Here is a 15,241-nt window from a genome sequence, read left to right as displayed (position 1 = left end):
GCGTCCGATTCCCGCCAGCACCGCGCGCCCGCGGCGCCGACGCTTGAGGCATGACAACCCACACCGCGCACCGGACCGACGCTCACACGACCGACTGCACCGCTCACGCCATCCCCGAGGCCGCGCTCGCGGAACTGAGGGTCACCGACGACGCCGGGCGGCCCGCCGAGCCGTTCACCGCACGCGAGGACGGCGTGCCCCAGGACTGCATCGGGGCCCTGCTGCGCTGCTGTCTGCGCGACGCCCGGGCCGGGGAGCGGGTGGCGCTGGTCTCGTATGCGCCGCTGCGCCGCTGGGCGGCCGGGAGCGGGGCGAAGCCCGGGGCGTACGACGAGCAGGGACCGGTGTTCATCCACGCCGGGGCGTGCGGCGGGCCGGACGTCGCGGCCGGCCGGTACCCGGCCATGAGGGCCGGCGCGCTGCGGGTACTGCGCCGCTACAACGCGCAGGGGCAGATCATCGGCGGCCGGCAGCTGGAGGTCCCCGAGGAGACGCAGGCAGCGTTCGATGCCGCCCTCGGGGAGGCGTTCGCGGACCCGGAGACGGCACTGGTGCACGTACGGGCCGTGGAGTACGGCTGCTTCCAGTTCGAGGTGCGGCGCGTCAGCTGAGCCTGTCGTGATCCTGTCGCCCGGCGACAGAAACGGCGGGTGCCCCTACGGAGACTCCGCAGGGGCACCCGCCGTGCTTCGAGGGGACGGCGTCAGCCGCGCAGCTCCGCGGCGACCAGCTCCGCGATCTGGACGGCGTTCAGCGCCGCGCCCTTGCGGAGGTTGTCGTTGGAGACGAACAGCGCCAGACCGTTCTCGGCGGTCTCGTCCGTACGGATCCGGCCCACGAAGGACGCGTCCTGGCCGGCGGCCTGGAGCGGGGTGGGGACGTCCGAGAGGGTGACGCCGGGGGCGCCGGCCAGCAGCTCCTGGGCCCGGGCCGGGCTGATCGGACGCGCGAAGCGGGCATTGATCTGCAGCGAGTGGCCGGTGAAGACCGGGACGCGGACACAGGTGCCGGACACCTTCAGGTCCGGGATCTCCAGGATCTTGCGGCTCTCGTTGCGGAGCTTCTGCTCCTCGTCGGTCTCGTTCAGACCGTCGTCGACGATCGCGCCGGCCATCGGCAGCACATTGAAGGCGATCGGGCGGACGTACTTGTCCGGCTCGGGGAACTCCACGGACGCGCCGTCGTGCGTCAGCTTGGTGGCGTCCTGCTCGACGGCCTTGCGGATCTGGCCGTCCAGCTCCTCCACGCCGGCCAGACCACTGCCGGAGACCGCCTGGTAGGTGGCGACGACCAGGGAGACCAGACCGGCTTCCTCGTGCAGCGGGCGCAGCACCGGCATCGCGGCCATGGTGGTGCAGTTCGGGTTGGCGATGATGCCCTTGGGCCGGTCGGTGATCGCCGACGGGTTGACCTCGGAGACGACCAGCGGGACCTCGGGGTCACGGCGCCAGGCCGAGGAGTTGTCGATCACGACCGGGCCGGCGTCGGCGACCTTCTCCGCCAGCGCCTTGGACGTGGCGCCGCCGGCCGAGAAGATCACGATGTCCAGCGCCGAGTAGTCGGCGGTGGCTGCGTCCTCGACCGTGATCTCGGTGTCCTGCCAGGGCAGTGTCCGTCCGGCGGACCGGGCCGAAGCGAACAGCCGCAGCTGCTCCACCGGGAAGTTCCGCTCGGCGAGGATGCCTCGCACCACGCCGCCGACCTGTCCGGTGGCTCCGACGATTCCGATCCTCATGGGACTCCTTCTTTCTGGCCTGACATGGGTGTCTGCTCGGAACACCTGCTCAGTAGTGCCTCCATCATGTGTGTGATACCCGTCGCGTTGTCCAATCCGTTCCCTTCCGTGGCGGGTCGGGAGGCCGTACCGGCGCGTAGTGCACCGGTGTGCTCACGGTGCGTACGGGGTGGTCGCCGCGCGGCCCCCGGTGCGGGCCCCGGGGTGAGGGCGGTCCGGGAGCGGTCCCCGGGGCGAGCGGTCCGGGAGGGGTTCCGAGGGGGCGGGGGCGGCCCGGGACGGGTCCGGTTACCCCGTGGAGTGAACAGCCGGTGACCGCCGGCCGCACCGCCGGGCAGGGCTCCATGGCCGGAAGGTGGCCGGCGGATCCCTGTGCGGTGATGGGTTCTCCGCGTTGCCACGGCGTTCACGCGCAGGTCATCCCCGATGCCAACCATCCCAGGTGACAGGGCAGTTGTGCTGCCCGGCCGCCTTCGCGTTCGCACCCGGGGAGCCTTGCGTATGTCCCGTATACGGTCCGCCGCCACCTTCGACCGCCGTACGTTCCTCACCGCCACCGGAGCGGCCGGCGCCGCCACCGGGCTCGGGCTCGCCTTCGGCGTCGGCCCGGACCGGCAGGCGCAGGCCGCCACCGTGGCCTCCGGCCCGGCCCCTGCCGCACCGGTCCCGGTCGACGCCCCCGCCGTCCCCCGTACGCCGTACACCCGGGGCACCACCCTCGCCGGGGTCTCCGCCCCGCGCGGCAGCGGAGGCTACCGCAGGCTCGGTGACGGCCCCGCCTGGGACCGGGTGGTCCGCGCCGACCTCGCCACGGCGCACGGCGGGCGCGACAAGCGGCGCACCGCGCTGGCGTCGTTCGTGCAGTTCACCGATCTGCACCTGGTCGATGTGCAGAGCCCGCTGCGCTACGAGTACCTGCGCGCCGAGACCGCCAGCGCCTGGCGGCCCCAGGAGGCGCTGTCGGTCGCCGGGGCCGTCTCGCTGGTCGAGCGGGTCAATGCGCTGCCCGGCGGGCCCGCCACCGGCGCCCCGCTGTCCTTCGTGATGACCACCGGCGACAACACCGACAACAACTCCAAGCTGGAGCTGGAGTGGTTCCTGACCGCGATGAGCGGCGGCAGGATCACCCCGAACTCCGGCGACCCGCGCCGCTACGAAGGCGTCCAGGACAGCGGGCTGCCGCTGTACTGGCAGCCGGAGCGCGCCCTGCGCGACGCCGACAAGAAGCTGGGCTTCCCGCAGCTGGACGGGTTCCTGGCGGCCGCGATCCGCACCGTCCACAGCCCGGGCCTGCACCTGCCCTGGTACTCGACGGTCGGTAACCACGACTCGCTGCCCGGCGGCTGCTACGCCCCCGGCGACCCCTTCTGGGCCGAGATCGCCACCGGCGGCCGCAAGCTGGAGACGCTGCCCGCCGCCGAGGCCGCCAAGGTCTGGAAGGCGGTCAAGGATGGCCTCGACCCCGAGGGGGCGGACTTCAAGCGGCTGCTGACGGCGCACGCCAAGCAGGCCAGGAGGGTCACCCCCGACGAGCGGCGCGCCCCCTTCACCCGGGCCGAGTATCTGCGCGCCCACCTCGACCCGGCGCACACCGGCCCCGGTCCGCACGGCCACGGCTACACCTCCGCGCATCTCGACGAGGACCGCCTCTACTACACCTTCCGGGTCTCCGATGACGTCCTCGGGATCAGCCTGGACACCACCGACCCCGGCGGCCACTACACCGGCTCGGTCGGCGACGCCCAGCTGCGCTGGCTGGAGCGGACGCTGAAGGAGAACGAGAAGGGGGAGAAGGCCCATGTGCTGGTCTTCAGCCACCACACCAGCAAGACGATGAACAACACCCGGCCCGACCCGGCCCGCCCGCACGAGAAGCGGCACAGCGGCGCCGAGCTGGTGGAGGTGCTGGCCGCCCACCCCCGTGTCGTCGGCTGGATCAACGGCCACAGCCACAAGAACGACATCACCGCGCACGGCAGCTTCTGGGAGGTCTCCACCGCCTCGCACATCGACTTCCCGCAGCTGGCCCGGGTCATCGAGCTGGTGGACAACCACGACGGCACGCTGTCGCTGTTCACCACCCTGGTCGAGTCGGCCGCCCCGCACCGCACGGACTTCGGCGACCTCTCGCAGACCGGGCTGGCGGCCCTCTACCGCGAGCTGTCCTTCAACGCCCCCGAGGCCCGCAGCGACCTGGCGGGCACGGCCCGGGACCGCAACGTCGAGCTGCTGCTCAAGCGGAGCTGACGGCGCGGGGGCCCCTGACGGGGGCACCCCTCAACGCGGCAGCACGACCACATACGCGCTCGGCTCGCGGTCGCCCGCCGCCATCAGCGCCGTACGGATCACTGCGGCCTGCTGTTCGGGAGCCGTGCGCAGGGTGCGCGGCAGGCAGCGGACGACGGTGATGCCCAGCCGCTCCAGATGCTCGCGCTTGTGGAAGAACGGCGACTGCAGCGGGTCCTCCTCGGGGCGCGGCGCCCGGGTGTCGATCTCCAGGGCCACCGCGTGCTCCGGCCAGAAGGCGTCCACGCCGCCCAGCTGCGGCCCGCCCGGCAGCCGCAGTTCGACGTTCCACAGCGGGTCGGGCAGGCCGTGGGCGCGCACCATCGCATAGAGCCGCTGCTCGGCCAGCGCCCGGCCCTCGGCCAGCAGGGTGTCCACCGCGTCCACCACGTGCGGCCGGGTCAGCAGCCGGGCCCGGCTCAGCTCCCGCACCACCGTGGTCGCCTCGCAGTGGCCGCCGCGCACCGCCTCGGTCAGCAGCCGGCGCACCGTCGTGGCGTCGGTGAGCGTGGCGACGGCGTCCGCGACCGCGCGCGGCACCGGCGCGGCCGGCACCCCGGTGATCTCCTGGGCGACGGGCAGCTCCACCGTCCGTACGATCCGGGCGAAACCGGTCGAGCGCAGCCGCCGGGTGCGGGCCACCAGGACCTCGATGCGGTCCAGGGCGAGCAGCGGGGGCGCCTCGGTGAAGCCGTGCAGGGCGAGCGCCGCCAGACCCGTGATCATCGCCTCGGGGGCGTCCCCTGACCCGTCGCCCTGCCGGGGTACCGCCGGCCCCCGGTGGCTGGCGTACAGCAGGGCCGCATGCAGCCGTTCCTCGCTGGTGGGCGGCCCCGCGTGCAGCAGATAGATGCCGGGGAGCAGTTGTTGCCAGGGGCCGCCGGCGCGGCAGCGTTCGGTGGTCTCCGCCGCCGGGACGCCGTGCTCACGCAGCTGACGGGTGGTCATCACCCGGCACTGCGCCTCGGAGAGGTGACGGAGGGGGAGGGGGGAGAGCGGGGTGTCGTGGTTCATGACACCTCGATTCCCGCCCCCGCTCCGCCTCCTAACCGCTGTTACACGCCCGTGCCACAAACCGGACAACCCCGTACTAAAGTACGGGCGTTCGACTGCCGAAAGGGGCTGGTCGCCCCGGGGGTTACGGCCTCGCCCCGGCCGCCTCGTCACAAGCCTGTGCCCGCAGGGCCCGGGCCAGATCGTCCCGCTTCTCCAGGACCAGCCGGCGCAGCGCGGGCGCCGCCTGGGGGTGCCCGTCCAGCCAGCCGTCCGCGGCGTCCAGGGTGTCCTGCTCCACCAGCCAGGCCGGGAACAGCGCACGCACCACCTCCATCGCGATCTCGATGGAGCGCTCCCGCCACACCCGCTCGATCGCCGCGAAGTAGCGCGCCCGGTAAGGAGTCAGCAGCTCCCGCTGCCCGAACTGGGCGAACCCGGCGTTCGTCGCCTCCACCAGGGCGTTGGAGAGCGCATCGGACTCCACGGCCGCCTCCCATGCCTCGGCCTTGACCTCGGCCGAGGGGCGGGCGGCCAGGCAGCGCACCTGGTGGCGCTTGCCGGAGGCGGTGTTGTCGCGGGCCAGCTCGGCGCTGATCACGCCCTCATCCGCGACGCCGTGCGCGGCCAGCGGCTCCAGGATCGTCCAGCGCAGCTCCTGGTCCACGTCCAGGCCGTCGATCTTCGCGGTGCCGTCCAGCAGGCCCTGGAGCAGCTGGAGATCGGCGGGGGCGGCGGCGAGGGCGATGAAGTGCCGGGCCCAGGCGAGCTGATGGCCGCTGCCGGGCTCGGCCAGCCGCAGCTCGTGCAGCGCGGCCTCGGCGAGCTCCCGGGCGGCTTGCTCCCGGTGTTCCGGCGCGGAGTACTGCTCCAGCGCCGTCCGTGCCTGTCCGTGCAGCGACTGCAGCACGCCGATGCCGGTCTCCCGGCCGGCGAACCGCCGTACCAGGTCGAGGTAGTCGCGGGCCGGCACCAGCCCGTCGCGGGTCAGGCCCCACAGCGCGGCCCAGCACACCGCCCGCGCCATCGGGTCGGCCAGATCGCCGAGCCGGGCCCGCAGGGTGGCCAGCGACCCCTCGTCGAAGCGGACCTTGGCGTACGTCAGGTCCTCGTCGTTGACCAGCACCAGTTCGGGGCGTTCGAGGCCGGCCAGCTCGGGTACGGCGGTCCGCGGCCCGTCCACGTCCACCTCGGCGCGGGCGTAGCGCACCAGCGCCGAGCCGCCGCCCTCCGCGAGTCCGTCCTGCCGCCGGTAGAGGCCGACCGCGACCCGGTGCACCCGCAGCTGCGGGTGCGAGGGCGCCGCCTCCTGGAGGATGCTCAGCTCGGTGATCCGGTCCTGCGCGTCATAGGTGACCTGCGGGGTGAGGGAGTTGACGCCCGCGGTCTCCAGCCAGGCCCGCGACCAGGACGCCAGTTCCCGGCCCGAGGTCTCCTCCAGCGCCGCCAGCAGGTCCCCGAGCCGGGTGTTGCCGTAGGCGTGCCGCTTGAAGTAGCGCCGCGCGCCCTCCAGGAAGGCGTCCTGGCCCACGTACGCCACCAGTTGCTTGAGGACGGCCGCGCCCTTGGCGTAGGTGATGCCGTCGAAGTTGAGCTTGGCGTCCTCCAGGTCACGGATGTCGGCGGTGACCGGGTGGGTGGAGGGCAGCTGGTCGGCGTGGTAGGCCCAGGACTTGCGGCGGTTGGCGAAGGTGATCCAGCCGTCGGCGAAGCGCGTCGCCCCCACCAGCGCGAAGGCGCCCATGAAGTCCGCGTAGGACTCCTTGAGCCACAGGTCGTCCCACCACTGCATGGTGACCAGGTCGCCGAACCACATGTGCGCCATCTCGTGCAGGATGACGTTGGCCCGGTGCTCGTAGGACGCCTCGGTCACCTTCCCGCGGAAGATGAACTCCTCGCGGAAGGTGACACAGCCCGGGTTCTCCATGGCCCCGAGGTTGTACTCCGGGACGAAGGCGCTGTCGTACTTCCCGAACGGGTAGGGGAAGTCGAAGTGGTCGTGGAAGAAGTCCAGGCCCTGCTTGGTGACGGTGAAGACGTCGTCCGCGTCGAAGTGCTTCGCCAGGCCCTTGCGGCACAGCGCGCCCAGCGGCACCTCCAGCTCCGTGCCGTCCTCGAACGTACGCCGGTAGACGTCACAGACGTAGTGGTACGGGCCGGCGACCACGGCCGTGATGTACGTCGAGATCGGCTCGGTCGTCGCGAAGCGGTGCCGCCCTCCCTCGGCCTCGCCCTCCTGGGCACCGTTGCTGAGCACGGTCCAGCCCTCGGGGGCGGTGACCTCGAAGGTGAACGGGGCCTTCAGATCGGGCTGTTCGAAATTGGCGAAAACCCGGCGGGCATCGGCCGGCTCGTACTGGGTGTAGAGGTAGACCTCGCCGTCCTCGGGGTCCACGAAGCGGTGCAGGCCCTCACCGGTCCGGCTGTAGGCGCACCGGGCGTCGACGACCAGGGTGTTCTCGGCGGCGAGCGCGTCCAGCGTGATCCGGGTGCCGTCGAAGACCGCTGCGGGGTCCAGCTCCCGGCCGTTGAGCGTGACCGAGGTGACCGACGGCGCCAGCAGGTCGGCGAAGGCCGAGGCACCGGGCTCGGCACAGCGGAAGCGCAGCGTCGTCAGGGAGCGGAAGGTCTCCCCTTCCGGACCGGAGGTGACCGCTGAGCGGACGTCCAGCGCCACGTCGTAGGAGTCGACGCTCAGCAGCCGGCCCCGTTCCTGCGCCTCGTCCCGGGACAGATTCTCACCTGGCACGGCGTGACTCCCTCGTCCTCGTCTCGAATATCGAACAACGGGAATCATGGCACGCCCGCCGTCGGTTGAACCTTCCACGGAGCAACACCGTGAACCGGCCCTGCCCAGCTCGCGTACCGATCCAGCACAGCCCTCATAAGGAGACCCCGTGTCCGACACCGCGAAGACCCCCGCCGACTTCTGGTTCGACCCGCTGTGCCCCTGGGCCTGGATGACCTCCCGCTGGATGCTGGAGGTGGAAAAGGTCCGCCCGGTCGAGGTGCGCTGGCATGTGATGAGCCTGGCGGTGCTGAATGAGGACAAGCTCGACCAGCTGCCTGAGGAGTACGCCGAGAACATGCGCCCCGGCGGCAAGGCCTGGGGCCCGGTCCGCGTGGTGATCGCCGCGCAGCAGCTGCACGGCGACGAGGCCGTGGGCAGGCTCTACACCGCGCTCGGCACCCGCTTCCACAACGAAGGCCTCGGGGTGAACCCGGAGAGCATCGCCGCCGCCCTCGAGGACGCGGGCCTGCCCGCCGGCCTGATCGAGTACGCCGGCAAGGACACCTACGACGCCGAACTGCGCGCCTCCCACAAGGAAGGCATCGACCTGGTCGGCCAGGAGGTCGGCACTCCGGTCATCGCCGTCCCCGGCCACGACGGCGAGCAGATCGCCTTCTTCGGCCCCGTCGTCACCCCGGCCCCCAAGGGCGAGGAGGCCGCCAAGCTGTGGGACGGGACGCTGATGGTCGCATCCATCCCCGGCTTCTACGAGATCAAGCGGACCCGGACCCAGGGCCCCGTCTTCGACTGAGGGCCGGACACGGGCGAGGCCCCACGAGTCACGTCCTCGTGGGGCCTCGCCGTTCTTCCGCCCGCCAGGCGAAGGGTGAGAAGACGATCACGAGGCGGGACGTCTCAGCGCCTCACGGCGCCAGCAGCAGGCTGTGCGCGCGCTCCTTGGCGGTGGCGTACCGCTTGGCGACGTCCTGCCAGTTCACGACCTGCCACATGGCCTCGATGAAGTCCACCTTCTGGTTCTTGTACTGCAGGTAGAAGGCGTGCTCCCAGGCGTCGAAGACCAGGATCGGGACCGAGCCCTGCCCGACGTTGCCCTGGTGGTCGTAGATCTGCTCGACGATCAGCCGGCCGGAGACCGGCTCGTAGGCGAGCACGCCCCAGCCGGAGCCCTGGGTGGTGGCCGAGGCCTTGGTCAGCTGGGCCTTGAACTGCGCGAACGAGCCGAAGGACTCGGCGATCGCGTCGGCCAGCTCGCCCACGCCGTCCTTCGCCAGCGGCTCGCCGCCGCCGTCACCGGTCATGTTGTGCCAGTAGATGCTGTGCAGGATGTGGCCGGAGAGGTGGAACGCGAGGTTCTTCTCCAGGCCGTTGATGGCGCCCCACGCGTCCTTGTCGCGGGCCTCGGCGAGCTGTTCCAGGGTGTCGTTCGCGCCCTTCACATACGCCGCGTGGTGCTTGTCGTGGTGCAGCTCGATGATCTCGGGGCTGATAACCGGTGCCAGCGCCGCGTAGTCGTAGGGGAGTTCCGGAAGTGTGTAGGTCGCCATGCCGATCCCGCCTCCAAGCTGCTCATATGCAGTAGTTGCAAACAATGTGCAAGAGCACGCTACCAGCAGGAGTGATCACCGGCCGGGTACGGGCACCGGCCTGGTACCGAAGACGCAGGCGGGGCGGGACCTCGGAAGGAGGTCCCGCCCCGCCTGTGGAAAGTGGGGAGCGCTGCGGAGCTGCTACTTCTTGGCCAGCCCTGCGCCGTTGCCCAGCGACCGCTGCCGGATGAGTCCGATCACGGCCAGCACCGCCCCGAAGCCACCGGTGAACAGCAGCTGGATCCGCTGGTTTTCGTCGCGCACCATCAGCAGCAGCACGACGACGATGCCCGCCAGCGCCACCCAGGTCAGGACCGGGAAGGCCCACATCTTCACCACGAGCTTCTCGGGCGCCTCGCGCTCCAGCTGCCGCCGCATCCGCAGCTGGGCGGCGGCGATGAAGCCCCACACCACCAGGACGGCCGCGCCGACCATGTTCAGCAGCCACTGGAAGACCGTGGTGGGCCACAGGAAGCTGAAGAGGACCGCGAGGAAGCCGAAGGCGGAGCACAGCAGGACGGAGCGGCGCGGAACGCCGCCGCTCACCTTGCCGAGGAAGGCCGGGCCCTGGCCGCGGGAGATGAGGGAGTAGGCCATCCGCGAGGCGCCGTAGAGGTTGGCGTTCACCGCGGAGAGCAGCGCGATCAGGATGACGACGTTCATGATCTGGCCGGCCGCGGGGATCTTGAGGTAGTCCAGGACCGCCACGTACGGGCCGCTCTTGGCGATGGAGGGGGCGCTCCAGGGGATGACCGTGACGATGATGGCCATCGAGCCGACGTAGAAGAGGGCGATGCGCCACATCGCGGTGCGCACGGCGCGGGCCACTCCGCGTACCGGGTCCTTGGACTCGGCCGCCGCGATGGTCACCGTCTCCAGCCCGCCGTAGGCGAACACCGAGGCCAGTAGACCGACCATCAGGCCGTCGACGCCCTTGGGGAGGAAGCCACCGTCACCGGTGAGGTGCGAGGCACCCGGGGCGTCGGAGCCGGGGAGCATGCCGAAGATGGCCAGCAGGCCCAGGATCAGGAAGATGCCGATCGCCGCGACCTTCAGGGCGGCGAACCAGAACTCGAACTCACCGAAGTTGGAGACCGCGGTCAGGTTCGTTCCCGTGAAGATCGCCATGAACAGCAGGACCCAGATCCAGGGCTGGGTGCCCGGGAACCACTGGTGCATCACGTCCGCGGCGCCCAGCGCCTCGGCCGCCACCGCCACACACAGCAGGGCGGTGAACATCCAGCCCACCGTGAACCCGGCCCAGGAGCCTATGGAGCGCTCGGCGTGCACCGAGAAGGAGCCGGAGGCCGGATTCGCCGCGGCCATCTCGCCGAGCATCCGCATGATCAGCATGACCAGGGCGCCGGAGACGGCGTAGGCCAGCACGATCGACGGACCGGCCGCCGCGATGCCGGCGCGGGAGCCGACGAACAGTCCCGCGCCGATCACCCCGCCCAGGGCGATCATCGAGAGGTGGCGCTGCTTGAGGCCGTTGGACAGCGTGGTGGAGCTGTCGGGGCCGGCGCCCTGGACCGCGTCGCCGTGCTCGCGCGCGGATGCGGCGGACGAGGGTGTCCGATTCATGTCGTACCTGTCCCAGTAGGTGAGAGCGGAGCAAGGCGATACTGCGTTCCCCCGGGCCGCGACCGGTGCGACGGTGCTGCCGGGCCCCCTGGACCCCGCCGGTGCGGGCGGATCGCGCAGGGCCTGCCGACGGCTGAACTCCGGGGTCCTCGGCAAAGCGGGCCCAGTTTGAGCGCCGGTGTCCGCTCAGGGCAACAGTCGTGCAGCGAATGTTCGGTATTCAGACGTCATCGGCACGGTGTGTGTTCAGCCTGTGTTCGATTGTGACGTGGGGTGACTGTCCGCCTGGCGGGAATCAGCGTGCGCGGCGCTCCCGAAGCGCGCGCACGCCCGCGACGAGCAGCACCAGGCCGGTCGCCCCGGCCGACCACAGCAGCTGCGGCCGGGCCGTGTCATCGGTCAGCATCAGGATCAGCACCGCGCCCATCGCCACCAGCGCCGCCCAGGTCAGATACGGGAAGCCCCACATCCGCAGGGTCAGCTTCCCGGGCTCCTCGCGGGCGATCCGCGGACGCAGCCGCAGCTGGGAGACGGCGATCAGGCCCCAGACGAAGAGCAGCACCGCGCCGACCGCATTGAGCATGTAGAGGAAGACCGAATCCGGCCACTTCAGATTCAGCAGGACGGAGACGAACCCGAACGCCACCGAGGCGAGCACCGCACGGCGCGGCACCCCTCCGCCCGACACCTTCAGCAGCGCCCGCGGCGCCTCGCCCCGCTCGGCCAGCGAGAAGACCATCCGTGACGAGCCGTAGAGATTGGCGTTCAGCGCGGAGAGCAGCGCCACGAACACCACGATGTTCATGATCTGGCCGGCGCCCGGCACCCCGATGCTGTCCAGCACCGCGACGTAGGGGCTCTTGCCCGGCTGCATCGACGACCAGGGCAGCAGGGTCACGATGACCAGCATCGAGCCGACGTAGAAGAACAGGATGCGCCAGACCGCGCTGCGCACCGCCCGGCCCACCGCACGCGCCGGATCGTCCGACTCGGCCGCGGCGATGGTGACGACCTCCAGGCCGCCGAAGGCGAACACCACGGCCAGGACCCCGGAGACCACCCCGGACCAGCCGTGCGGCAGGAACCCGCCGTGTCCGGTGAGGTTCGCCAGCCCGACGGGCTCGGTGTCCGGCAGCACCCCGAAGACCGCCAGCAGGCTCAGCGCGAGGAACAGCACGATCGCGGTGACCTTCAGCGTCGCGAACCAGAACTCGAACTCGCCGAAGTTCTTCACCGCGGCCAGGTTGGCGGCGGTGAAGACGATCATGAAGATCAGCACCCAGCCCCACTGCGGCACCGCGGGTAGCCAGCCGTTCGCGATCTGCGCCGCACCGGTGGCCTCCACGGCCAGCACCACGACCAGCAGGAACCAGTACAGCCAGCCGACGCTGAACCCGGCCCAGCGCCCGAGCGCCCGCTCGGCGTGCACCGAGAACGCACCGGACGCCGGCATCGCCGCCGACATCTCGCCGAGCATCCGCATGACCAGCATGGCCAGCGCGCCCGCGATCAGATACGACAGCACGATCCCGGGCCCGGCCACCGCGATCCCCGCGCCGGAGCCCACGAACAGGCCCGCGCCGATCACTCCGCCCAGGCCCAGCATCGTCAGATGGCGCTGCTTGAGGCCCGCGGCCAGCGGCTCTTTCCCGTCGGCAGCCGTCCCCGGGGAGGACTCGACGGCGTGGGTCGGTGCGTCGTGCATGGGCTCGTACTCTCGCAAGGGCCGGGGCGGCGGGGGCCGCCGGCGGGTTGGGGGAACTCCACAGGTCACCGCGGGGCGCGCCCAGTGTCGCCGCAGGGCGCGCGCTACCACAAAACCGGCGTCCGGAGGCGGTCCGGGCCGTGATGAGCATCACGTGACCTGCAATGACGCCGCACGGCCCGCCGGAGCCGGGCATGGCGGCGTTGTCCGGACCCGTGTTCGGAACTCTCCAAGCAGGCCGCCGCGGCTTTGTCGCCGCCACACGATGATCTCCGGTGGTCCGCTGGACTAACGTCATCGCGTCCCGTCCTGTCCCTCTCACACCCGCGGAGCCCCGATGAGCACTGCCGGTCTTTCCCTCCCCCATGCTGCGCACGGGGGGACCCCCACCCGCGCTGTCCTGGCCGACCTGCTGCCGGCCGCCACCGCCTCCCGCGCCCGCGTCCGTGACGCCGCGCTGGTCCTCGGCGGCGCCGCGCTCACCGGCATCGCGGCCCAGATCGCCGTCCCGGTCCCCGGCTCCCCGGTCCCGGTCACCGGTCAGACCTTTGCCGCCCTCCTGGTCGGCGCCTCGCTCGGCGCGAGCCGCGGTGCGCTGTCGCTGGCGCTGTACGCCCTGGCGGGGCTGGCGGGCCTGCCGTGGTTCGCCGGCGGCACCTCGGGAGCGGGCGGGGCCACCCTCGGCTACATCGTGGGCATGCTGCTCGCCGCCACCGTCGTGGGCGCGCTGGCCCGCCGCGGCGGCGACCGCGGGGTGCTGCGCACCGCCGCCACCATGGCCGCGGGCACGGCCGTGATCTACGCCGTCGGCGTTCCCTACCTGGCGCTGAGCACCGGCATGTCCCTCGGCCAGGCCGTCGCCGCCGGCCTCGTCCCGTTCCTGATCGGCGACGCTCTCAAGGCCGCGCTGGCCATGGGTGCGCTGCCCACCGCCTGGAAGCTGGCCGGGCGCCGCGGCTGAGCGGGCCGCACACCGCACACGAAGGGGCCGGGCCCCGTGCACACCACAGAGGTGTGTACGGGGCCCGGCCCCTTCGCACGCCGCCTGTACCGGTGCGCGCGCTGCCCGCTACTGGACCCGGTCCGTCACCCCGGCGCCGACGCCCGGGGCGTCCGGCCCGTCGACCTTGTCCGCCACGGCCGTCCGCGGCCGCCGCCGGTCCAGGATCAGGCCGACCGCCAGCACCACCACGGCCGCGACCACCGACAGCACCATCTGCTGGCGCCCGTCCGGGTTGTAGAACATGTAGCCGATGACGAAGACGATCAGCGCGATCGTCGCGTAGGTCAGCCACGGGTACAGCCACATCCGCACCGTCAGCCGCTCCGGCGTCTCCCGCTCGATGACCCGGCGCATCCGCAGCTGCGAGAAGCAGATGACCAGCCACACGAAGAGCGCCACCGCGCCCGACGAATTCAGCAGGAACTGGAAGATGGTGTCCTTCGAGGTGTAGCTGAAGATCGTCGCCACGAAGCCGAAGGCGACCGACGCCCAGATCGCGACCGCCGGCACCCCGCCCTTGTTGACGGTGGCGAACGACTTCGGCGCATCGCCGCGCTGACCGAGCGAGAACGCCATCCGGGAAGCGGTGTAGAGCCCGGAGTTCAGACAGGACAGCACCGCGGTCAGCACCACGACGTCCATCACGGTGCCCGCGTACGGGATGTCCAGCGACTCCAGCACGGCCACGTACGGGCTCTTCTCCACCGCCTTGGAGTTCCACGGCAGCAGCGTCACGATCACCGCGATCGAGCCGATGTAGAAGAGCGCGATCCGCCAGATGACGCTGTTGACGGCCTTGCGGACGGCCTGCACCGGGTTCGGCGACTCGCTCGCCGCCAGCGTGACGATCTCGCTGCCCATGAAGGAGAAGACCACCAGCAGCATGCCGGAGAGGATCGCGCCGGGACCGTGCGGCAGGAATCCGCCGTGCCCGGTCAGATTCGCCGTGCCGACCGGGGCGCCGCCCGGCGGCAGCCCGAATATCGCCAGCGCCCCGACCACGATGAAGATGACGATCGCGACGACCTTGATCCCGGCGAACCAGAACTCGAACTCGCCGAACGACCCGACCGAGACCAGGTTGGTGCCGGTCAGCACGATCATCACCAGCAGCGCCCAGGCCCACTGCGGGACGGCCGGGACCCAGCCGGTGAGGATCGCGGCGGCCGCGGTCGCCTCGACGGCCAGCACGACCGACCAGAAGAACCAGTACAGCCAGCCGATCGTGAACCCGGCCCAGCGGCCCAGCGCCCGGTCCGCGTACGCGGAGAACGATCCCGAGGTGGGCGAGGCCGCGGCCATCTCGCCCAGCATCCGCATGACCAGCACGACCAGCAGACCGGTCAGCGCGTAGGAGAGCAGGATGCCGGGACCGGCGGCCGCGATACCGGCGCCGGAGCCGACGAACAGGCCGGCGCCGATGACGCCGCCGATGGCGATCATCGACAGATGGCGGTTCTTGAGCCCTGCCTGCAGCCCGTCCTGCGACTGTCCCCCGGTGGGCCCGCCGCCGGGGGCGGGGGCCGATGTGGAGGTGGGGGTGCCCCCTGCTCCTGGAGAGCTCGGGGAAGGGTGCGCGCCCATGTGACCGTCCTTC

At 71.6% G+C, this 15,241-nt stretch carries 11 protein-coding genes; 4 read left to right on the top strand and 7 right to left on the bottom strand.

The features are described from left to right. The first annotated feature begins 50 nt into the window (after window positions 1-50). Window positions 51-611, top strand: coding sequence for a DUF1203 domain-containing protein (locus tag ABR737_RS16525; RefSeq protein WP_350250931.1), 561 nt, complete (start codon window positions 51-53; stop codon window positions 609-611). A 92-nt stretch (window positions 612-703) separates the two neighbouring features. Here ABR737_RS16525 and ABR737_RS16520 read toward each other — a convergent pair whose 3' ends face one another. Next, window positions 704-1,735, bottom strand: a complete 1,032-nt coding sequence (locus ABR737_RS16520; RefSeq protein WP_350250930.1) for an aspartate-semialdehyde dehydrogenase — start codon at window positions 1,733-1,735, stop codon at window positions 704-706. A 501-nt stretch (window positions 1,736-2,236) separates the two neighbouring features. Between ABR737_RS16520 and ABR737_RS16515 the strand changes: the two genes are divergently transcribed. Further along, entirely contained in the window at window positions 2,237-3,982 is a 1,746-nt protein-coding gene (locus ABR737_RS16515; RefSeq protein WP_350250929.1) for a TIGR03767 family metallophosphoesterase, read from the top strand. A gap of 30 nt (window positions 3,983-4,012) precedes the next feature. Here ABR737_RS16515 and ABR737_RS16510 read toward each other — a convergent pair whose 3' ends face one another. Then, window positions 4,013-5,035: a hypothetical protein gene (locus tag ABR737_RS16510; protein WP_350250928.1), complete on the bottom strand. Its 1,023-nt coding sequence runs from the start codon at window positions 5,033-5,035 to the stop codon at window positions 4,013-4,015. 124 nt (window positions 5,036-5,159) lie between these two features. Next, the gene (gene pepN, locus ABR737_RS16505) at window positions 5,160-7,763 is read right to left on the bottom strand and encodes an aminopeptidase N (protein WP_350250927.1); all 2,604 of its coding nucleotides are present in this window, start codon (window positions 7,761-7,763) and stop codon (window positions 5,160-5,162) included. A gap of 148 nt (window positions 7,764-7,911) precedes the next feature. Here pepN and ABR737_RS16500 point away from each other — a divergent pair, with 148 nt between their 5' ends. Continuing rightward, window positions 7,912-8,556, top strand: coding sequence for a mycothiol-dependent nitroreductase Rv2466c family protein (locus ABR737_RS16500; protein ID WP_350250926.1), 645 nt, complete (start codon window positions 7,912-7,914; stop codon window positions 8,554-8,556). Between the two features lie 112 nt (window positions 8,557-8,668). On the opposite strand, the gene ABR737_RS16495 is transcribed toward ABR737_RS16500, so the two are convergent. The 3 genes from ABR737_RS16495 to ABR737_RS16485 all read right to left on the bottom strand — a co-directional run bounded on the left by ABR737_RS16495 (window position 8,669) and on the right by ABR737_RS16485 (window position 12,641). Then, window positions 8,669-9,310: a superoxide dismutase gene (locus ABR737_RS16495; protein ID WP_350250925.1), complete on the bottom strand. Its 642-nt coding sequence runs from the start codon at window positions 9,308-9,310 to the stop codon at window positions 8,669-8,671. 183 nt (window positions 9,311-9,493) lie between these two features. Beyond that, window positions 9,494-10,936: an amino acid permease gene (locus tag ABR737_RS16490; RefSeq protein ID WP_350250924.1), complete on the bottom strand. Its 1,443-nt coding sequence runs from the start codon at window positions 10,934-10,936 to the stop codon at window positions 9,494-9,496. 295 nt (window positions 10,937-11,231) lie between these two features. Further along, the gene (locus ABR737_RS16485; protein WP_350250923.1) at window positions 11,232-12,641 is read right to left on the bottom strand and encodes an amino acid permease; all 1,410 of its coding nucleotides are present in this window, start codon (window positions 12,639-12,641) and stop codon (window positions 11,232-11,234) included. Window positions 12,642-12,978: 337 nt separating this feature from the next. Here ABR737_RS16485 and ABR737_RS16480 point away from each other — a divergent pair, with 337 nt between their 5' ends. Further along, complete coding sequence (locus tag ABR737_RS16480; protein WP_350250922.1) at window positions 12,979-13,602, top strand: biotin transporter BioY; 624 nt, start codon at window positions 12,979-12,981, stop codon at window positions 13,600-13,602. 108 nt (window positions 13,603-13,710) lie between these two features. Here the strand turns inward: ABR737_RS16480 and ABR737_RS16475 are convergent, their stop codons facing one another. Further along, a complete protein-coding gene (locus tag ABR737_RS16475) occupies window positions 13,711-15,228 on the bottom strand; it encodes an amino acid permease (protein WP_350250921.1) in 1,518 nt (505 codons plus the stop codon). Between the last annotated feature and the right edge of the window lie 13 nt (window positions 15,229-15,241).

Origin of the sequence: Streptomyces sp. Edi2, assembly GCF_040253635.1 — a bacterium.
In the GTDB taxonomy this organism is placed as follows: Bacteria; Actinomycetota; Actinomycetes; order Streptomycetales; family Streptomycetaceae; genus Streptomyces.
This window is presented reverse-complemented; position numbering and strand designations above follow the sequence as displayed.